General features: G+C 30.4%; 16 protein-coding genes and 1 tRNA gene. 6 read left to right on the top strand and 11 right to left on the bottom strand.

Annotated elements, in window-relative coordinates; genetic code table 11:
• The first annotated feature begins 32 nt into the window (after positions 1 to 32).
• The gene (locus ACREWB_RS06815; protein ID WP_431546710.1) at positions 33 to 1,481 is read left to right on the top strand and encodes an NADP-dependent glyceraldehyde-3-phosphate dehydrogenase; all 1,449 of its coding nucleotides are present in this window, start codon (positions 33 to 35) and stop codon (positions 1,479 to 1,481) included.
• A gap of 45 nt (positions 1,482 to 1,526) precedes the next feature.
• Here the strand turns inward: ACREWB_RS06815 and ACREWB_RS06810 are convergent, their stop codons facing one another.
• Positions 1,527 to 2,252, bottom strand: coding sequence for a lysophospholipid acyltransferase family protein (locus ACREWB_RS06810; RefSeq protein ID WP_431546709.1), 726 nt, complete (start codon positions 2,250 to 2,252; stop codon positions 1,527 to 1,529).
• A 114-nt stretch (positions 2,253 to 2,366) separates the two neighbouring features.
• On the opposite strand from ACREWB_RS06810, the gene ACREWB_RS06805 reads away from it, so the two are divergent.
• Positions 2,367 to 3,245 (top strand): ComEC/Rec2 family competence protein, encoded by an 879-nt coding sequence (locus tag ACREWB_RS06805; protein ID WP_431546708.1) that lies wholly within the window; start codon positions 2,367 to 2,369, stop codon positions 3,243 to 3,245.
• Positions 3,246 to 3,316: 71 nt separating this feature from the next.
• On the opposite strand, the gene ACREWB_RS06800 is transcribed toward ACREWB_RS06805, so the two are convergent.
• The 6 genes from ACREWB_RS06800 to ACREWB_RS06775 form a co-directional block, all read right to left on the bottom strand.
• Positions 3,317 to 3,393, bottom strand: a tRNA-Ile gene (locus tag ACREWB_RS06800).
• Positions 3,394 to 3,511: 118 nt separating this feature from the next.
• On the bottom strand, positions 3,512 to 4,294 hold the full coding sequence (locus ACREWB_RS06795; protein ID WP_431546707.1) for a serine hydrolase: 783 nt from the start codon (positions 4,292 to 4,294) through the stop codon (positions 3,512 to 3,514).
• Positions 4,295 to 4,497: 203 nt separating this feature from the next.
• Positions 4,498 to 5,595 carry a 6-phosphofructokinase gene (locus ACREWB_RS06790; protein WP_431546706.1) on the bottom strand — a complete coding sequence of 366 codons (1,098 nt, stop codon included), beginning with the start codon at positions 5,593 to 5,595 and terminating at the stop codon, positions 4,498 to 4,500.
• Positions 5,596 to 5,929: 334 nt separating this feature from the next.
• The gene (locus ACREWB_RS06785; RefSeq protein ID WP_431546705.1) at positions 5,930 to 7,036 is read right to left on the bottom strand and encodes a transglutaminase domain-containing protein; all 1,107 of its coding nucleotides are present in this window, start codon (positions 7,034 to 7,036) and stop codon (positions 5,930 to 5,932) included.
• 195 nt (positions 7,037 to 7,231) lie between these two features.
• A complete protein-coding gene (gene pckA / locus ACREWB_RS06780; RefSeq protein ID WP_431546704.1) occupies positions 7,232 to 8,800 on the bottom strand; it encodes a phosphoenolpyruvate carboxykinase (ATP) in 1,569 nt (522 codons plus the stop codon).
• 291 nt (positions 8,801 to 9,091) lie between these two features.
• Positions 9,092 to 10,723, bottom strand: a complete 1,632-nt coding sequence (locus tag ACREWB_RS06775; RefSeq protein WP_431546703.1) for a tetratricopeptide repeat protein — start codon at positions 10,721 to 10,723, stop codon at positions 9,092 to 9,094.
• Positions 10,724 to 10,842: 119 nt separating this feature from the next.
• Between ACREWB_RS06775 and ACREWB_RS06770 the strand changes: the two genes are divergently transcribed.
• Genes ACREWB_RS06770 through ACREWB_RS06760 form a run of 3 tightly spaced genes read left to right on the top strand, consistent with a single transcriptional unit; the run spans position 10,843 to position 14,141 of the window.
• Positions 10,843 to 12,006 (top strand): CapA family protein, encoded by a 1,164-nt coding sequence (locus ACREWB_RS06770; RefSeq protein ID WP_431546702.1) that lies wholly within the window; start codon positions 10,843 to 10,845, stop codon positions 12,004 to 12,006.
• Between the two features lie 15 nt (positions 12,007 to 12,021).
• On the top strand, positions 12,022 to 13,380 hold the full coding sequence (locus ACREWB_RS06765) for a MurT ligase domain-containing protein (RefSeq protein WP_431546701.1): 1,359 nt from the start codon (positions 12,022 to 12,024) through the stop codon (positions 13,378 to 13,380).
• A gap of 35 nt (positions 13,381 to 13,415) precedes the next feature.
• Positions 13,416 to 14,141 carry a type 1 glutamine amidotransferase gene (locus tag ACREWB_RS06760; RefSeq protein WP_431546700.1) on the top strand — a complete coding sequence of 242 codons (726 nt, stop codon included), beginning with the start codon at positions 13,416 to 13,418 and terminating at the stop codon, positions 14,139 to 14,141.
• Positions 14,142 to 14,192: 51 nt separating this feature from the next.
• On the opposite strand, the gene ACREWB_RS06755 is transcribed toward ACREWB_RS06760, so the two are convergent.
• From ACREWB_RS06755 to ACREWB_RS06740, 4 genes are all read right to left on the bottom strand, one after another.
• Entirely contained in the window at positions 14,193 to 15,470 is a 1,278-nt protein-coding gene (locus tag ACREWB_RS06755; protein ID WP_431546699.1) for a helix-turn-helix domain-containing protein, read from the bottom strand.
• 25 nt (positions 15,471 to 15,495) lie between these two features.
• Complete coding sequence (locus ACREWB_RS06750; RefSeq protein WP_431546698.1) at positions 15,496 to 16,794, bottom strand: helix-turn-helix domain-containing protein; 1,299 nt, start codon at positions 16,792 to 16,794, stop codon at positions 15,496 to 15,498.
• Positions 16,795 to 17,006: 212 nt separating this feature from the next.
• Positions 17,007 to 17,183, bottom strand: coding sequence for a YtxH domain-containing protein (locus ACREWB_RS06745; RefSeq protein ID WP_431546697.1), 177 nt, complete (start codon positions 17,181 to 17,183; stop codon positions 17,007 to 17,009).
• A gap of 91 nt (positions 17,184 to 17,274) precedes the next feature.
• Entirely contained in the window at positions 17,275 to 18,198 is a 924-nt protein-coding gene (locus tag ACREWB_RS06740; protein ID WP_431546696.1) for a ribonuclease H family protein, read from the bottom strand.
• A 307-nt stretch (positions 18,199 to 18,505) separates the two neighbouring features.
• On the opposite strand from ACREWB_RS06740, the gene ACREWB_RS06735 reads away from it, so the two are divergent.
• A complete protein-coding gene (locus ACREWB_RS06735) occupies positions 18,506 to 20,263 on the top strand; it encodes an ATP-dependent metallopeptidase FtsH/Yme1/Tma family protein (RefSeq protein ID WP_431546695.1) in 1,758 nt (585 codons plus the stop codon).
• Positions 20,264 to 20,273: the final 10 nt, after the last annotated feature.

Below are 20,273 nucleotides of genomic sequence, written 5' to 3'. Positions count from 1 at the left end.
ATAAATATACAATTTTAAAGCGAGGTGATTTTTTGTTTGAAGGTATGTGCCAAGATAAAAATTACAAAAATTTGATGAATGGTGAATGGATTACATCTATTAATACTATAGACATATTCTCTCCTGTGGACAACAGTTTAATAGGTAAAATCCCAGCTATGAGTAAAGAACAAGTTAATACTGTGATTTTAAATTCAAAAGTTTCTCAAAACGCTTGGGCAGATATGCCTATTAGCTCTCGTGCTAAAGTTTTGCATAAATGTGCTACGCTACTAGATGAAAACATTGATCATTTATCCTCCATTATGCAAGTGGAAATAGCTAAAGATAAAAACTCCTGTATTGCTGAGATAAAAAGAACTGCAAATTTTATTAGATTTACTGCAGATGCTGGTAAACATTTAGAAGGTGAAACTATAGGTGCAGATAATTTCCCAGGTTTCAAAAAAAATAAAATATCCTTTGTAACTAAAGTACCAGTAGGTGTAGTCCTTGCAATATCGCCTTTTAATTATCCTATTAATCTTTCTGCCTCAAAGATTGCCCCAGCCCTAATTGGCGGAAACAGTGTTATTCTAAAGCCTTCAACTCAAGGAGCCATTAGCTCGCTTCATCTAGTAGCACTATTTCATGAAGCAGGTGTTCCGAATGGAGTACTAAACACAATAACCTGCAAAAGTTCTGAAATCGGTGATTATTTGGTAACCCACAGTGATATTAATTTTATAAATTTTACAGGAAGTACCAAGGTAGGAAAACATATAGCTAAGGTTGCTGGTATGGTGCCTATAATTATGGAGCTTGGTGGCAAAGATGCTGCTATAATCTTAAGCGATGCAGATATTGAATGTGCTGCTAGTGACATTGTTACCGGGGCTTTTAGCTATTCAGGACAACGATGCACTGCTGTTAAAAGAGTTTTAGTTATGAATGATATAGCAGATGCCCTAATCTTAGCTTTAATCAAAAATATTAAACTTCTAAAAGTAGGAAACCCAGAAAATAATTGCGAGATAACTCCACTCATAGATAATAGAGCTGCGGACTACATTCAAGAGCTCATTGATGATGCTATAAAGAGAGGTGCTACTTTACTATGTGGAAACAAGCGAGAAAAAAATTTGATTTACCCTACCTTATTTGATAATGTTACTACAGATATGCGCCTGGCTTGGGAAGAACCCTTTGGCCCTGTACTCCCAGTAATTAGAGTTAATAATATTGACGAGGCTATAGACATAGCTAACAAATCTGAATATGGCCTTCAGTCTTCTGTTTACACTAAAAATATAGATGACGCCTTTAATATTGCGAGTAAACTAGAGGTAGGTACCGTCCAGATCAATAATAAACCCGAAAGAGGCCCTGACCATTTTCCATTTTCCGGAACAAAATCCTCTGGCATGGGTACTCAAGGTATAAGATATAGTATTGAAGCTATGACTAGGTTAAAATCTACAGTGCTCCTAATAAATCCATAACACTAATTCCCATAAAAAAAAATACACTATTTATAAAACTAGTTTTTAGCCTATTCTTTCTTTATCTAAATTGTATTGAATTATACTTTTTACTGTTTCTCCTATGTTTGCTTTTTCTTCCTTAGACATATGGTCTGTATATATAGGTTTACCTATTATAATCTTAGCATTAGCCTTTTTTATTTTCCCATCATTACCTTCCATTGCTTTGTGAGTATCGTAAATAGTTATTGGAACAATTGGCACTCCAGCCTTTATCGCCAGCCTCATACTACCTTTCTTAAATTCTCCCATATTATTACTTCTACTTCTAGTCCCTTCTGGAAAGATAAGCATAGAGTATCCATCTTTTAAATTTTCAATACCCTCTGAAATTGACTTTAATGCCTCTCTAGGATTCTCTCTATCCATAAACACGCAATGAATTTTTCTCATCCAATAACTCATTATTGGTATTTTCTCCATATTTTTTTTAGCAATCACACCAGTGAGTCTATTAGTATTAGCTAGTATCGCTGGTATATCGAAATTACTTTGATGATTTCCCACAAAAACACAAGGTACATTTGGTACATTTTCTTTCCCTACCACCGTTAAATCTAAACCCGCAATTTTAAGTACATAATTAGACCAATTTGTAACTAATTTATATAAATAATCTTTTATCTCTACTTTAGTATTATGTTTTCTCATGTTATTATATTTTAATTTCTTAAAATCTATCCATATTAAATTAATAGTAAGACATAAATAAAAATATATAGTTCTCATATCTATACTCCTTTCATTTTAAAATCATTGTTTTTTTTCTAGACATTGATATATTTTTCGCATAATGGATAAAATCATTTATATACTTCAAATATTATATGGGAGATAAATCTTATGCAAAAGAAAAAAGTTTTAAAATATACCACAATTTGCGTTGCTTTAGTTCTAATCACAATTCTTGTTTTTATAATTATAAAATATAAATCTACTATAAAAACTAATTTAAATTTAGAAAATAATATCGTCACTCATTTTATTGATGTAGGACAGGGTGATTGTATTCTTATCCAAGTAAACCATAAAAACTTATTAATTGATAGTGGCCCCAGTGACTCCAAAGAGGGTGTAATTAGGTATTTAAAAAACAATAACATTGCGAAGCTTGACTATATAATTGCAACCCATCCCCATGAAGACCATATAGGCGGTATGGCTAGCATAATTAAAACCTTTGAGGTAGGCGAATTTATAGCCCCAAAAGTTACCTCTTCCTCAGAAGAATTTAAAGATATGATCAGAGCTTTGATAAATAAAAATCTCAATATAATAGTAGCTAAACCTAATATTACTTTAGATTTAGGCCCTGATACTACCTGTATTATTCTATCACCCAATAAAAAAGTCTACAAGGAAACTAATAATTACTCTTGTGCTATAAAGATTTCTTACAAAACCTCAACTTATTTATTTACCGGCGATATAGAAACCATAAGCGAACAAGAAATTTTAAATAGTGATTATGATTTAAAAGCTCAGGTACTTAAAGTTGCACATCATGGCAGCAATTCATCAACCTCAACGGAATTTCTAAATGCAGTTCGTCCAAAGATTGCAGTTATAAGCTGCGGATCAAATAATACTTATGGCCATCCAAACAAAGAAACCATAGATAAACTCAAAAATCTAAATTGTATTATCTATAGAACTGATTTAGACAAAAATATTATACTCATAAGTGATGGTACAAATATAAATAAGCTTGAAGAAAATTAAAAAATTTTATAATTCCCTATAAAACAAAAGAACTAGTTCCCTAGTTCTTTTGTTTTATACCGAAAATAAGATGGTGGGTCTAAATGGACTCGAACCATCGACCTCACGCTTATCAGGCGTGCGCTCTAACCAGCTGAGCTATAGACCCATAATATCCTCATAATTATAATGCCAATTTTGCTAGTTGTCAACACTTTCCTACTCCATCAAAAGCCAAATTTTATTGTAGGATATTCTAATAACAGAATACCCTACATAACCTATACTTAATTCCAATCTTTATCAATAATATCCCATATCATCTTTCCCACCCTAGATATAGTCGTTATGCCATAAACATTATTAGGCAAGTTGTTAGCCATTACAGTAAAAAGAAAATTTCCTTTTGGAATCATAATTAATGTATTATCATTTTCAACACATTCAAAGCTACCACCTTTATTTGCAATATTCTCTTGAATATCCCTTGGTATATAAAAAGGTATTTTATTTGTACGTTGTTGTTTTTTTAATATATTTATAAGCAAATTGCTGTTTTCTTCATTTAAATATTGTTTTAGATATAATAATTTAAAACACTTACTTAAGTCTAAACTAGAAGAGGTATTTTCTAATTCATCCTTACCTAATCTAACCTTAGTTGTAATCCTTTTCAAATTTGTATTTTTAAGTCCCATCTCCTTGAACATTTCACCTATTCGATCCATACCTAAAATTTCAATTATTTTGTTTGCTGCGGTATTGTCACTTTGCATAAGCATTGCTATTAATAATTCAAATAGCGAATATTCTTTACAAGCAAATTCATGTATTATACCATTTGAACCTTGTATTTTATCATTTTCTTCAATTTTGATTTTGCTTTGTAATTCTATTGTTCCATTTTGTACCTCTTTTAGAAGTACCATAGCTAATGGCAACTTTATACATCCAGCCGATAACATTTCTTTATTCTCATTAAAACCATAAAGATATCCACTATTTATTTCCTCAAAATAAAAACTGTAAGTCCCTTCTCTTGTATCTAAGTATTTCTTTATTACTTTCATAATATAATATCCTCCTGGCTTGTCTTTAAAATAGATAACAATCATTAATTGTTGTCCTCCATATTTGTAAACTATACTAATTTGGGCTATTAAATCACCACCTTGGGTGCTAAAATATTATTAACATAGTTTGAAAATGTGGCCTTCTCAAACTCTAAAAATATGAGAATAACCACACCTTATCAAAATTCAAAAAAAATTTGTTAATCACCAAATGAAATTCCGATCTTCCTTGCAACATTAACTAATTCTCCACTAGGATTTACATTTTTAGTATCTCCTATAACATTTTCTAAATGTGCATAAGATATTTTATTGCCTACAAGACTAACCATATTTCCAAATTTGCCTTCACTAATTAGATCTACAGCGGCTACTCCATACCTTGTAGCTAGCATTCTATCAAAAGATGATGTTATTCCACCTCTTTGAATATGACCCAGTACTGTGCACCTGATTTCATGGTCATTTACAATCTCTTCTAGTTGATAAGCTAATTTATTACCTATTCCGCCTAGTCTTATTGGATCTGGGCTATCTGCAACTATTTTACTAACTACAACATCTCCACCTTTTTCTTTTGCACCTTCTGCCACAACAATGATACTAAATAATTTTCCTTCTTGTTCACGCTCTTCAATCTTTTTAAGAACTTTATTAATATCAAAGTCTATTTCTGGTATTAATATTACATCAGCTGACCCTGAAATTCCAGATTCTAGCGCTATCCACCCTGCATTTCTTCCCATTACCTCTAGAATCATTATCCTATGGTGTGATTCAGCTGTAGTGTGAAGTCTATCAAGGGCCTCCGTAGCAACTCCTACTGCAGTATTAAATCCAAAAGTAAAATCTGTAGAAGCTAAATCATTGTCTATAGTCTTTGGAACTCCTATTACCTTAACACCTTTTCTTCCGAAATCCCTAGCGCTTGTAAGGGTACCATCTCCACCAATAACTATTAGAGCATCTACACCTTCTTTTCTCATATTTTCAACTGCTACATCTGACACGTCTTTTTTAACCATTACACCGTCTTCTTCAACAGTATAATCAAACAAATTGTCTTTGTTAGAACAATACAATATAGTTCCACCTTTATGTTGAATTCCTGATACCGCTTCTAAAGTGAGTGGCATAGTTTCATTTCTATATAGTCCTCTGTATCCAAATCTATAACCGACTACTTCATAACCATAATTTAAAATTGCATTACGAGTAACTGCTCTAATGACAGCGTTAAGTCCTGGACAATCTCCTCCACCAGTTAGTACACCTATTTTTTTTATTTTATGTGACATATACATACCCCCAAACTCTATTTGCTATATTATACACCCTACAGTATAAAATATAAATGATACGGTGCTATTAATGAAATATTCTCAACTTTTCACAAATAGAATAGCTCAATAAAGAAAATATAGCATATTATAGCATATAAAATAGATATTCAAATACAATAATACTACATTTTGTATCATATTAACTTAAATCATTCATCGCAATCGAGAAAAAGAATTTCGCCCTTTAATTAACAGAAGATTACAACTTATATTAAAATACTACCAAATTTAATTAAAAATAGCAATACCAAACGAATAATTATCCTATAAATAGCAAAAACTTTCATATTTATTTTTCTATGACTACTTCTTTAGATACATTTTTACCATCTTGTGATAATTTAATAGAATTTATTCCTTCAATAATTTGCAGTTCAAAAAAAGTATCTACTTTAATATAATCGGAACCATTAACACTTATGAAATAATTTGTGAGCATGTAGCTATTAATAAATGCTCCAACAGTAAAGTTTTGTATTTCTTTTGTATCGTCTTTTAAATCTCTCTTTGCAAATATTAAAGTGGCAACTTTATCATTACCCGTATCCTCATATTTTATTTCCGGAGAAATATTAAATACCTTTGGACTATTAACAAAAATAGTAGGTTGAGTAAAGCCTTCCTTTGTTTCTATTTTAGGAAGTTGTTTGTCTTTCAAATAAGTAATTTGGGAATTACTTTTTAACTCACCATATTTATTATTATCTACATATATACTATAACTTTCATAGTAATTTTTCATACTTTTTATGTATTTACTAGTATCTTTAAGATCATAAATTTTCACTTTTTCTATTCCAGTATTTATTGTTTCAACAGCTCCAAGTGGAATTCCATCCTTTTGCATATAATATCCATTGACACCATCTATCATTATCCACTTTTTATATTTATCGCTCCATATCTCACATACATTAAAATATGATTTACCTTTAATTTTATTATCAGTGCCTCTAAGTATCCCACGCCGCGCTTTAATTCCAACAGAAGCTAAACATTCTTCATACATGGCTACGTAATCACTATCTGATATTTCACCTCCGCCAAAAGCCACTTCCATTATTTGCAAGGTGTTTTTATCACTACTCATAGATGTACTTTTTGCTTTTACCTTCCCATTGATAAATTTCATAATCTTTATGGAGTTATCCAGTGCATCGGCCTTATTATCTATAATGTTATTTAATCCATATTTAACTTTAAGCTTTAATAAATTTTCATTCTGTGGGCTTAAGTAATAAAAATGAATATTATCTCCACTATAAAAATTATCCCACTTAGTAATTATTAGACCTTCTTGTGTAATAGCATTTTTAAATTTAAAATTCCAAAGAATTACGGCTGCTATTATAATAGTTAAAATTAAAATTCTAAAAAGAACATTATTCTTTTTCATATATCCCCCTTTTAAATTTCTTATTTAGACAACAAAATTTTACTAATACTTAGTAAGCGTTATATATTTTTAATGAATATTATTTCATCATTAAGTATATCATATTTATAACATAAATTACATAAAAATACCCCTAGTGCAGGCATTTTTTAGAGCTCTACTCTAGGGTATATATTATATATTATCATTTTTTTATTATTGTGTTATAGGTCCAGCCACAATTATGTTTTCCTTAATTCCTTTAAATTTACTGAAGTTCTCTGAAAATTTGGAAGCTAAGGCTTTAGCTGTTAGCAAATACTCATCTTTATCAGCCCAAGTATTTTCTGGATTTAATATTTCTGAAGGAACATTTGGAACTGTACTAGGTATAGCCACATTAAATATTGGATGAATAGTATATTGTACTTCCTTAAGTTTACCTTCAAGAGCTGCTTTTACCATAGCTCTTGTATAAGATAGTTTCATTCTTGTACCTACACCATACCCACCGCCAATCCAACCTGTATTCACCAAAAACACCTCAGTTTTATGTTTATCTATTCTTTCCCCTAAAAGTTTTGCGTAAACTGAAGAGTCCATTATCATAAAAGGTTCGCCAAAACAAGATGAAAAAGTGGCTTTTGGCTTTGTGACTCCACGTTCAGTACCAGCAACCTTACTTGTATACCCTGAAATAAAGTGATACATTGCAGCGTCTCTTGTAAGCTTTGAAATTGGAGGAATAGCACCAAAAGCATCTGCTGTTAAAAATATTATAGTACTGGGATGCCCTCCCATCCCGCTTAATTCAGCATTTTCAATATATTCTAATGGATATGCTGCCCTAGTATTCTCTGTTAAACTAGCATCATCATAATCAGGCATCTTATCATCATGGAGCACAACGTTTTCAAGCAGTGTACCAAATTTTAATGCTGAATAAATTTCACTTTCCTTGTTTTTATCTAATTTTATAGTCTTAGCATAGCATCCACCTTCAAAATTAAACACTCCACTATCACACCAACCATGTTCATCATCTCCAATAAGCCTTCTATCTGGATCCGATGATAAAGTAGTCTTACCTGTACCAGAAAGGCCAAAAAACACTGCTGTGTCGCCATTTTTACCTATATTAGAAGAACAATGCATTGGAAATACGCCTTTTTGCGGTAATAAAAAATTCATTATTGAAAAAATAGACTTTTTAATTTCTCCTCCATACTGCGTTCCACCAATTAGCACAATTTTTTTATCAAAATTTATTATAATAAAAGCTTCCGAGTTTACTCCCCCCTCTTCTACCTTTGCCTTGAATCCAGGTGCTGCAATTACTGTGAATTCCGATTTATGCATTTCTTTCATAATTTCATCTGATCTTCTAAATAATTGTTCAGAGAGTAGCGCCTGTGATGCCAGTTCATTTACTACTGTAATTGGTAGTCTATACTCTTTCATAGCACCAACATAACCTTCAAATACAAATAGGTCTTTATCACTTAAATACTCACGCATTTCGCTATACAAATTATCAAATGCTTCTTCTTTAATTTGTAAATTCACATCTCCCCAATTAACTAAATTAATAACGCTTTCTTGTGAAACTATAAATCTATCATTAGGTGATCTTCCTGTATATTTCCCTGTGTTTACAACCAAAGCACCGGTTTCTGATAAAGTTCCTTCTTCTCTTTTTAAAGCAAAACACACTAAATCAGATACAGGTAAATTCCTGTATATTCTTTTTGATGTTTTTATGTTTAAATCTTTTAGACACTCCATAATCTTACCCCCATCACCAAATATCTTTATTTTAATTTTTAAACATATTAATATATTTATTGAACATATTAATTTTTGTTGTTATATTAATATATTACAACTTTTTGATAAAAATGCAATAAAAAAATTATAATATTTTTTTATTGCTGTTTTTATGAATACTCTCCTTCATTATGCTAAATTATTTTTAATACAGCATACTCTTTATATTATTTGTGTTGTACTAATATCCACTAACAATAAAAAACCGCTGTTAGGCGGTTTTTTTTGTTTAACAAATATTTTAATTTACTAGTAAAATAAAGTAAATTCAGGAATTTTTAGTTCTTCATTATCTTTTCCTTTAGCATAGCTTTGTTTTAGCTTCTGAACCTTATCATAATTCTCCAGAATAACTTTTTTAGTGTAATCATCACAAGAGTCGTTTAACCCCTGAAAAGCCTTTGTTATATTGTATAGTCCTCTCTCTACATTTTGTTCCAAACTAATATAATAACAACCAATATTATTTAAGGTCAAAATATCTTCCTCATCAGCATCATAAGCACTTTCTATTTCTGCTTTAGCCTCAACTGCTTTGTTTTGCATTATGTATATAGTTGATAAGGTTCTATGATATTTAGGCACAGATTGATCTAGTTTACTACATATATTCAAAACTTCTATGGCCTCATCACCTTTGCCCTCAAAAATATTTATTAGTGCAATATTATATTTTATTTCCACATCGTAAGGTTTAATAACAGATGCAAAATTGAAGTATTCTAGTGCTTTATTAATATCATCAGAGGTGTGCCAATAATAATTTGCTAGGCTCAGCATTATATTATAATTATAAGGCTCACTGTATAATGCTGTTCTATAATAAGGCTCTGCTGCTATTTTTGATGATCCATATTTTAATATTTCCGGCATTAAAAACCCGTAGTTATCTGGGTAATCGCTATTGCTTTTGATAGATTTATTGCAATATTCACTAGCCTTCTCATAATCACTCTTGTAAAGATAATACCAACCCGCACTATGATAAGCTCTGTAATCGTCTGGATTATCTGAAATTATATCTTCCATTAGTTTATCGGATTCTTCTGTATCGCCAAGGTTTTTGTAAACATTAGCTTTTATTAATTTTATTTGCATGTTTTCTATATCTTTACTAGAAATTTCATATATTATTTTTTTTGCTTCATCTACGGTGTCGATACTTAGAGAATATATTTTAGCTAACCACATTTTATAAGCTAGATCACTAGGATACTTTTTGGAAAGGGCTGTTATATTTTCAAGCAGAAGATCTTTATTGTATAAAGATATTTGTGCTAAGACGTCATATATCTTGTATTCATCCTTATTTAATTCAAAGGCAAGTTTTAACTTACTATAACCTTCTTCCCATTTTCCTATAAGCATTAACATTCTAGCATATTCAGCAGTGTCATAAGATGATTTCACATCCACATTATACCCATAAATAATTCCTTTAGCCTGGTCAATCTTATTATTTGCCATATAAACAGTAAACATAGTCTTTATCAAACTATTGTCTTTTGGATATTTAATTAATGCAAGCTTTCCATCTTTTAATGCTTGTTCGTATTTACCATTCATAAGTTCTGTGAAAACCATGTGATTATATGAAGATGCATCTACCTCCTTATATTGTTTTGAAAGGTCAATATATTTTGTTGAATTATCGAAATCATGCATAACAGAATAAACTTCAGCTATCTTTAGATTCCACTTTGGTGAGCGCACATCTTTTTCAGAAAGCACACCATATTTTTCAATAGCTAAATTATATTCTTGCGCGTAATAATGCTTTTCAGCTTCCGCTACTAAATTGCTAAAATCATTACTTTTCTGTGTTATAATCGTAATACTTATAATTATAACGAACAAAATTATTAATTTACCTAATTTCATCTTAATTTCACCCCTTTTTATATTTTCTTGATTTAATATGTTAGACATTTATGTAACTATGTTATAAAATTATAGTGACTTAAAAATATAATTAGTTATTAAATGATTGGGGGGATTTTATGAAAAAGTCACAAAGAAAAAGATATAAGCTACTCCTATTTTTTTCTGTACTTTTAGCCTTAGTTGCAATTAAAACTATTTCCTTTTCTTTAAATAAGGCTAAAGAAAAGCAAACTATACTAAAAGAGGAAAAAGCTAAGCCCCCAAAGAAAACCATAGCCACTGATAGCCCTAAGATCGTGACTACTCCAAAAGTAGAAGATACAAATACAGAAGTTTTATTATCTTCTGTAGGAGACTGTACTATAGGAACTGATAGCAACTTTGCTTATGCCAGTAGTCTTCCAGCTATGGTAACAAAACATAACAATGATTTTTCTTATATATTTAAAAATGTTTATAGCATTTTTAGTGCAGACGACGTTACCCTTGCCAATTTAGAGACAACTTTTACAGACTCAAACGACAGGGCAGATAAGAAGTTTAATTTCAAAGCTCCAAGTGAATATGCCAAAAGCTTAACCCTAGGCTCTATTGAAGGCGTTAATCTTTCTAATAATCATATTTATGATTATAAACAAAAGGGATTCGAAGATACAAAACTTGCCCTTGAAAATGAAAATATTAACTATTTTGGAGAAGGTTCAAAATGGTTAACCAAAATAAAAGAGCAGTCCTTTGGTTTCTTAGGTTACAGGGGTTGGTCCCTAGACCAAAAATTTCTTGATAAATTAAAAAGTGATATTTTAGAATTAAAAAAGACTAATTCTGTTGTTGTTATAAACTTTCATTGGGGAATGGAACGCCAGTACTATCCACTAGACCAGCAAAAAGAACTCGCTCATTTTGCTATTGATAATGGTGCAGATATAATACTTGGTCACCACCCCCACGTAATTCAAGGCATAGAACAATATAAAAATAGAATTATCGCCTACAGTTTAGGCAATTTCGCCTTTGGTGGCAATTCTAATCCAACGGACAAAAGAACCTTTATTTTTCAGAGCAATTTAAAATTCACTAACAATGATTTAACTTCTATCGGTATACGGGTTATCCCCTGTAGTGTATCTTCAGTAGATTACAAAAATGACTATTGTCCAACACCGCTACAAGGTCCGGCTAAACTAAGCTTACTGACTTACTTAAATAAACTCTCAGAAAATTCAGAATTTAAAATAAGTGATGAGTTTTACTATATAAATGTCAATACTAATAATTAAGTACAGCTAAAGGATGTGTTCAAAATAAAATTTCAGTCATTACTAAGTATATTAATTTCAAAATTTATTATAACATTATCAAAATTTTTATTTCATGGTGGCACAAATTTCCCAGGTAAAGTTGCCTTAAAGCTGGATAAAAATATTTTAAAGACCATTGCTAGTAATTATGATGTTATACTAATAACCGGAACAAATGGGAAAACAACCACAACAAGCATGCTTTACAGCATAATAAAAGAAAGCAATAAGCCCGTAATTACCAACAATACCGGTGCAAATATGTATACAGGCATAATTGCATGTTTTATTTCAAATTATTCATTTAAAAAAGCTACTGAAAAAAAAATTGCTGTTATAGAAGTAGATGAAGCTAACGTTAAATTTCTAACTGAATATATAAGCCCTAAAATTATTACTATAACTAATTTATTCAGAGATCAGCTAGACAGATATGGTGAAGTATATACCACACTAAAGAAAATATTAGAAGGTATAGAAAAGTCTCCTACCTCTACTCTTGTTCTTAACGGAGATGAATCCTTACTTGGAGAGTTAAACCTTAAAAATCCTACATTATACTACGGTTTTGCTACTAAAATTAACGAAAATAAAATTGTAGATATTAACGCAGACGCTAAATTTTGCAAAGTTTGTAAAGCTCCTTACGAATATAATTTTATTACCTATAATCATCTAGGAGATTTCTATTGCAGTAAATGTGGATATAAAAGGCCAGAACTTACATACTCCATAGATAAAATTATAGATTTAAACACCGCTGGTTCTACAGTTCATATTAATAATAAGCCATATTATATAAACCAGCCCGGCACTTACAATATTTACAATGCTCTATGTGCATACTCAGTAGCAAAATCATTAGGATTTGAAGATAATACTATAGAGCAATGTCTAAAAACTGTTGCTAGCAGCTTTGGTAGACAAGAAACCTTAAATATTGAAGGTAAGGAGATTAAAATAATATTAGTTAAAAATCCTGCTGGGTATGACGAGGCTGTAAATACAATTAACCTTGACCCGCGAAAGTTAAATTTATGTCTTCTTTTAAATGATAACTATGCAGATGGAAAAGATGTTTCTTGGATTTGGGATGTAAATTTTGAACGATTAACCAGCCTTGATATAAACAAAATTATGATATCTGGCATCCGTCTTTATGATATGGCAATAAGACTTAAAGTAGCAGGGTTTAATTCTGATTCTTTTCTCCTATGTAATGATGAAGAAGCCTTACTTAAGGAAATCAAAGCTTGCGACGGCGAAATAGTTTACATCCTCGCAACTTATACAGCTATGATAAATTTAAGAAAATTCTTACACACTAAAGGTTATATAGATAAGATTTGGTAATAAATAAAATTAGAAAGTGAGGTAGGAAAAATAATATGGAAATTAATATTTGTCATCTATATCCTGATTTATTGAATGTATATGGGGATGTAGGAAATATTTTAATACTTAAACACAGAGCTGAACTTAGGGATATAAAAGTAAACATAGTTAATGTATCTATGGGTGATACTTTTACTGGACCTGATTATGACATAGTGTTTTTTGGAGGAGGACAGGATTATGAACAAGCTATAGTTTCTCCTGACTTAATAGAATTTAAAAAATCTGCAATAGATGAATATATACAGAGCGGAAAAGTCTTATTAGCCATTTGTGGTGGATATCAATTACTCGGAAAATATTATACTACTCCTGAGGGTGAAAAACTTTGCGGTCTTGGTATTTTAGATATTTATACTGAAGGTGGAGATAAACGTTTCATCGGAAACACCGTTATCCATAATGAAACTTTTGACGAAACCTATGTAGGCTTTGAAAATCATTCTGGCAGAACTTATATTAATGATTTAAAACCACTTGGCAAAGTTGAAGTAGGCTATGGTAACAACGGCGAAGACGGTTATGAGGGTTGTGTTTATAAAAATACCTTTTGCACTTATTTCCATGGTTCTCTTTTATCTAAAAATCCTGAGCTTGCAGATAGGCTCCTTACAATAGCCTTAAACAATAAATATAATGAGGTGGCTTTAACTTCTCTAGATGATAGCTTAGAAATTAAAGCCAAAGAGTTTATCATTAATAGAGAGACTTCTAAATAATTATGTAAACCTAATGCAAAAAAAAGATGTAAGTTTAGTGTAATCTAAAACTTACATCTTTTTTTCGAGTTGTATAGCAAAACTAAAATACTTTATAGAATCGGCTACATTGCCTAGTTTATGATACATACTGCCCATTTCTAAGTATCTTGAATATATATCTTGTTTTTCCCCAAATTTCAATAGTGAATCTAAAGATAAATTCATATACATCTCTGCACTAGATGACATTCCTTGTTTATTTAGAATAACAGCCTTATAATAATAGCTTTTTTCAACTAATTTTATGTCGTCTAAATTAATTGCATAGTTTAAAACTTCATCAGAAATAGACTGTGCTAAATCTAATACATCATTTTCAATAAGTTCATTGACAATCTCTAACATAAAGCTAACTAATCCCATCGTTTTATCTCTAGGATAAAAGCACAATCCCTTTTTAATATATTTAATTGCATTATCTTTCATATTACAATCAAACATCGTGGATCCATAATTATAAATGGCCATGGCCTTACTTGCATCCTTATCTTTATATAATATGTAGGATTTTTTTTCATATTCCTCAAATTTCCCATTGTTCATTCTTATGGATAACATAGCTAGCATATGATATATCTCTGCTGATTTAAATTCTGTATCCACATACTCTAACAAATCTAATAATTTTTTTCCTACTTCATAAGCTTCTTCATACTTTTTCAACATAATATTACAAGCAGCCTCATTGTAAGTAACTATAATTAATTTCTTATAATTAGGGTTCTCACTATCTGTAAGGTCTTTTCGAACATTATAATAATAGCTAGAAGCTTGAAGATAATCTTCCTTTACATATAAATGTCTCGCCACGTCTATATAGTAATTCAACTTATTATCATCTATGGTTGTTTTTAAGTATAAATCATAATACTTAACAGTAAGTAATTGAGTATTCACAAAGTCTCTTTTATCTAAATAGAAATTAAACAACATATGGGTTAATTCAATAGCTAAATCATAGTAATCGTATTTTTCAGCAAACTCTAAGTTATAAGATACTCTAGTTTTAAAATCTTCATTTTTAGTATCGTTACCCTCCACGTCGTCGTTCCTTAAAGCCACAATATTTTGATAAATTTGTTCTTTTACATTTTCACTCAAATACACAACATCTATATCTAATTTTTGGCTAATAAGTTTTAGTACCCAAGGTTCTGCTATAATCTTATTATTTTCAATACAACTCATTTTAGATACTGAAATTTTGTCATCGCATAAGTCTCTGAGGGTAAAACCTTTATACACTCTAGTCCTTTTTATCTTCTCTCCCGTTGATAATATTTCCATTTTCATCACCTATCCACAGATTAAATTACTTGATTATTCCCAGTTTGTTAAATAGCTCCACACCTTCATTTAAATATTTAGCCGCTTCCTTATTTCTATTACTGTCAATATAGAACTTTCCTAGCATTATAGAAATCTCTGCTACTTCTTTTATTCGTTCCTCTTGTTTTACAAAATTAAGTGCTTGTAGCAAAGTATTCTCTGCCTCAGACATATTAGCTTCTAATAAATCTATTCTATATTTCAATAAATAATATTCGTCCAACACTTTATAATTTCCCTGTTCTATATATACTAAAATATTTTCTAAAGCTTCCTTAGCTTTATCTACCGATTTAAGTTTGATATAATTTTCACATATATTAGATAATGTATGTATTAACTTTGAATCATTACTTTTTTGTCTGATCTCCTTGGCTTTGTTTAAATGTATAAATGATTGCTCCATGTTGTCGAACTCATAAAATAATCTTCCTAAATTATTCTCTATCTCAGAAACATAAGTTAAATTATTAATTTCATAAAATACTTTCAAAGTAATCCTGGAATATTTTATAGCGTTTTTAATATCACCTTTTATATTATATTCCTTTGCCAGTAATAAAAGAGAATTAGCATAATCTTTTTTATTATCTATTTGTTTAAATTTTTCTTGAGCTAAAAAAGAATATTTTATAGCTTTTTCGATATCTTCTAATTTATAATAAGTATACCCTATATAATAGTATATTTCTCCCAATAAAAAATCGTTTGCCATTTCATTATCCATAAAAACTTTTTCTGCCTGATTAAAATAGCTTGAAGCTGACTGATAGCCTTTAAATTTAAGTGTTATTTTACCAAGTTTCAAAAAAGTCCTAATTATTTCTTCATATAAATTTCTTTTAATGTAAATTACATTTGCTGATAAGAAAACCTGCTGTGCCGCCGCAATTTCATCCCTAGCCATAAAGATATCCCCTCTTAAAGATAAATTTCTAGCTTTTCTATGTTCTAATTTATATTTTTCAGAGTAGTATAGTGATTTTTCAATATTTTGCTCAGCCTGTAATAAATCACTGCTTAGAATAAGTGCCTCTGCAATATTTTCATAAAACAAACATATTTTTTCAGCTTGAGTTTCTTCTGACTCCATTAAATATTCAGAGGATGTATTTAAGGTACTTGCTAAATAGTCCAATAAATCCATGCTAGGGTTTGATTTCCCAGATTCAACCAAACTGATTTGTCCTGGAGTTATTCTATCCCCTGCAAGATCTTTTAATGTCATATTAAGCTCTTTTCGTTTTCTCTTGATTTTTTCTCCTAATGACAATATTTCCATAATCACTCTTCCTTTACTGCATAGTAATATATTGTTTTTAATAACCAATCTTAGACAATTTTGATTCAATTATAACATAGTTTACCTTAAAACTGCAAAATATTTCAATTAAAATTTGAATTTTTATTAATGAGATTAGAAATTCCCATTAATAAACTAAAAAACTCCAAACCATATATTTATTAATATAGCTTAGAGTTTTTTAGTTTTGCTTATAAAATATAATCCTTTACGCTATCATACATGTCTTCTGCCATGTTTTTTACCATTTTCCCAGTTTTTTTAACTCTTCTTTTTGTGCTTCTGTCCATATTAGGAATTAACATTGTACTTACTACTGCTCCAATTATAGCAGCAGTTGTAATTGTTGATACAAATCTACTATGCATAAGTTACACATCCTTTCTTTATTTATTCTTTATAGGATGTGCATTTTTTAAGTTATTAATGTATTTTTATAATAGTATTTTTTATATATAATTACATTTGAAAATTACCATCTAACAAATAAATAATAAGGTCTGTTTTTTCTTTATTACTTAGTTTACTAATTGTGTTTTTTACATCTTGTGGATTTAAATGATAACTCAAAACAATTTCACTAAATTCACATGTTTCTATTTCCTCTTTACTTTTTTTATCCACAGAATTTATAACAATTATGTTTTTTTCACCCTTAGGCGCTATTTTAAGAATTTCTTCTTTTACAAGCTCCGAAGTCACCTTTATAACATTTACAGTTAACCATTTTTCTACAACCATATCTGATTTTATCCCTAATTTTTCTTTACATTTTTCATCAACAAGTTCATTAAATAAATCTCCCGTATGACTGTCAACCTTAACAAATATAACTTCCATTCCTTTACTCATTAGTTCCTGCATTTCCTTATAATATTCCTTTGATGATTCTTCGCGTCTTTCCCAAAACCCTGTAGCATGGTAACATATCCCTACATAATCATGAAATATTACTACCTTCTTATCACCATTTCTAAGCGCATATTGCACCCCTTTTACTGCCCCTTGTAGTTCCCCTGCTATTTGCCTTATATTCCTTGCTGATTCGCTCTTCCCTTTGCCACTCTCTATATGTACAACTACATCATTCTTTACAGCTACCACACCATAAGAATACTCTTCTGTAGAGGAATTATAGCTACCATCCACATAAATATGAAGACAATCTTCTGGATAAGTATTATCTTTTTTATCTAATATATTTTCTGCATCACTTAAGAATTTTTTTGCTTCATTAACATCCTCAAAGCTCTTATATTTAACTCCTTTTACACCCTTTACATATTTTAAGCACTCTGCCCAAGTATTGACTATTTTATTTTCTATTTTCTCATGGGTATTAGCATTAAAACCTTCTTTTATTGCATAGACTTTCTTTCCCATTTTATCAAATCTCCTTATTTAAAATCTACTATAAATAAATTATACATCAAATAACAAATTTAGCAATTGCATTTTTTACATAAATTACATTTCCAAAATATATGAGGTTCGTTGGACAAGGCCTCTTAAAAATATTATAATGTATTCATATTACATCAACAAGATTTTGGTTCACCAAGTTAATTGTTGAACATAGTAAATAAATTACAGTAGTACTTTAATAAATATGCGAAAGGATGGTGAATGAGGCAATATCTATGTTCTACTAACTCTATTGTAGGCATAGTAGTTAAATTGCCTCTCTTTTATGAATAAAATTAAAAACAAGTATATTATACTCCCTGTTATTACAGCAATTTTGTCATTGGTATTTCTCATCCTTGTGAGCAATACCCTTAAAGTATCTGCAGATAAGCTATACATAGATTTTCTTAAAGATGCCTCGTCAAAAAGCATTTCAACTGTATACGTAACAACTTCTCCTAAAATTCAAGTTAAACTTAAAGATGGTTCTACTTATAAAACAGACAATCCAAGAACTGATAGTTTCAAAGAAAATTTATTAAAAAGTGGTATAAATGTTTCTGAACAAACTCTAACTAATCCTTATAAAACAGCATCAATCGTAGGTCTTGTAATATCACTAATAGTACTTGGGATTATGACTTTTAAACCTTTAAAGCTAAAGTCCAAAAGCATGTTCTCAGCTACTAATCTTGATGTTGCTGCCGTAGCTGATATAGGTTTTAACTTTGATAATGTAGCAGGTAATGAAGAGGCTAAAGATAGTGTAAAGGATGTAGTGGATTTTCTTAAGAACCCCGAAAAATATTCCGCCTATGGTGCCAGAATGCCAAAAGGAATAATTTTATATGGAGATCCAGGAACGGGTAAAACATTGCTTGCAAAAGCTGTAGCTGGAGAAGCAAATGTACCCTTTTACGCAGTATCGGGCTCTGATTTTGTCCAGATATATGTAGGGGTTGGTGCAGGTAGGATTAGAAGCTTATTTAAAAAAGCAAGAAGTCATGGAAAAGCAGTTATCTTTATTGATGAGATTGACGCTATTGGTAAGAAAAGAGATAATGGCGGAGGTGGTTCTGATGAAAAAGATCAGACACTTAACGCACTACTCACAGAAATGTCTGGTTTTAATGAATCAGAAGGCATAATGATTATTGCAGCAACTAATAGACTCGATATGTTGGACCCAGCTCTACTAAGACCTGGTCGTTTTGATAGGCATATTGAAGTCACATTACCAGATATATCTGCAAGAGAGAAAATTTTAAAACTTCACCTTAAAAATAAACCTATTAACGACATTGATTATTTTCAGTGGGCACACAAAACCTCATATTTTTCAGGTGCAAAGCTAGAAAACTTAGCAAATGAAGCTGCGATTCTTGCCTGCAAAGATAATTCTGTGTTTATTGAAAACGAACATTTAGATAAAGCTTACTCAATAATGCTAGCTGGTTATGAAAAAGTTCATAGAGATTATATTAAAGATGAGGATAGAAGAATTACCGCCTTCCACGAATCAGGACATGCACTAATCTCCTGTAGAGTGTTGCCTAATGATAAAGTATCTAAAGTAACTATAATCCCAACTACTAAAGGTGCAGGCGGCTATACCCTAAGTATTCCCGAAGATAAACTGTATCAAAACAAAGAACATTTAAAGAAAAGAATAATGGTACTTTTAGGTGGTAGAGCAGCCGAAGAAATTATGTTTGGATCGGATCATGTAACTACTGGTGCTTATAATGATTTACAAAGAAGTACAGAACTAGTTACAACCATGGTAACAGAGTACGGTATGGGTGAAGCACTAGGCCTACTTACTATGGATAAGCTAAGTAGCTCAGGCTTTACAAATCAAGAATCAGCCTTTAAAGAATGTAAAAATTTAATTTCAGAATTATATGAAGAGGTTAAACATATGCTAATAGATGAAAAAGAAGCTTTGGAATCTATAACAGATTTGTTAATTCAGAAAGAAACCATATATCATGAAGATTTAACTAATATTATATCTATCAAAAAAAACATTGTTGCTTAAAATCAAACAG

It is taken from the genome of Clostridium sp., from assembly GCF_050717635.1.
GTDB lineage: Bacteria > Bacillota > Clostridia > Clostridiales > Clostridiaceae > Clostridium_AD.
The sequence above is the reverse complement of the archived record's forward strand: the minus strand, read 5'-3'. Positions and strand labels throughout refer to the sequence as shown.

Excerpts from the sequence above, each read along its gene's own strand:
- ACREWB_RS06750 (WP_431546698.1), bottom strand. The coding sequence starts at position 16,794 with ATGGAAATATTGTCATTAGGAGAAAAAATCAAGAGAAAACGAAAAGAG.
- ACREWB_RS06775 (WP_431546703.1), bottom strand. The coding sequence starts at position 10,723 with ATGAAATTAGGTAAATTAATAATTTTGTTCGTTATAATTATAAGTATT.
- ACREWB_RS06770 (WP_431546702.1), top strand. The coding sequence starts at position 10,843 with ATGAAAAAGTCACAAAGAAAAAGATATAAGCTACTCCTATTTTTTTCT.
- ACREWB_RS06745 (WP_431546697.1), bottom strand. The coding sequence starts at position 17,183 with ATGCATAGTAGATTTGTATCAACAATTACAACTGCTGCTATAATTGGA.
- ACREWB_RS06735 (WP_431546695.1), top strand. The coding sequence starts at position 18,506 with ATGAATAAAATTAAAAACAAGTATATTATACTCCCTGTTATTACAGCA.
- pckA (WP_431546704.1), bottom strand. The coding sequence starts at position 8,800 with ATGGAGTGTCTAAAAGATTTAAACATAAAAACATCAAAAAGAATATAC.
- ACREWB_RS06805 (WP_431546708.1), top strand. The coding sequence starts at position 2,367 with ATGCAAAAGAAAAAAGTTTTAAAATATACCACAATTTGCGTTGCTTTA.
- ACREWB_RS06810 (WP_431546709.1), bottom strand. The coding sequence starts at position 2,252 with ATGAGAACTATATATTTTTATTTATGTCTTACTATTAATTTAATATGG.
- ACREWB_RS06760 (WP_431546700.1), top strand. The coding sequence starts at position 13,416 with ATGGAAATTAATATTTGTCATCTATATCCTGATTTATTGAATGTATAT.
- ACREWB_RS06785 (WP_431546705.1), bottom strand. The coding sequence starts at position 7,036 with ATGAAAAAGAATAATGTTCTTTTTAGAATTTTAATTTTAACTATTATA.
- ACREWB_RS06740 (WP_431546696.1), bottom strand. The coding sequence starts at position 18,198 with ATGGGAAAGAAAGTCTATGCAATAAAAGAAGGTTTTAATGCTAATACC.
- ACREWB_RS06790 (WP_431546706.1), bottom strand. The coding sequence starts at position 5,595 with ATGTCACATAAAATAAAAAAAATAGGTGTACTAACTGGTGGAGGAGAT.
- ACREWB_RS06795 (WP_431546707.1), bottom strand. The coding sequence starts at position 4,294 with ATGAAAGTAATAAAGAAATACTTAGATACAAGAGAAGGGACTTACAGT.
- ACREWB_RS06755 (WP_431546699.1), bottom strand. The coding sequence starts at position 15,470 with ATGGAAATATTATCAACGGGAGAGAAGATAAAAAGGACTAGAGTGTAT.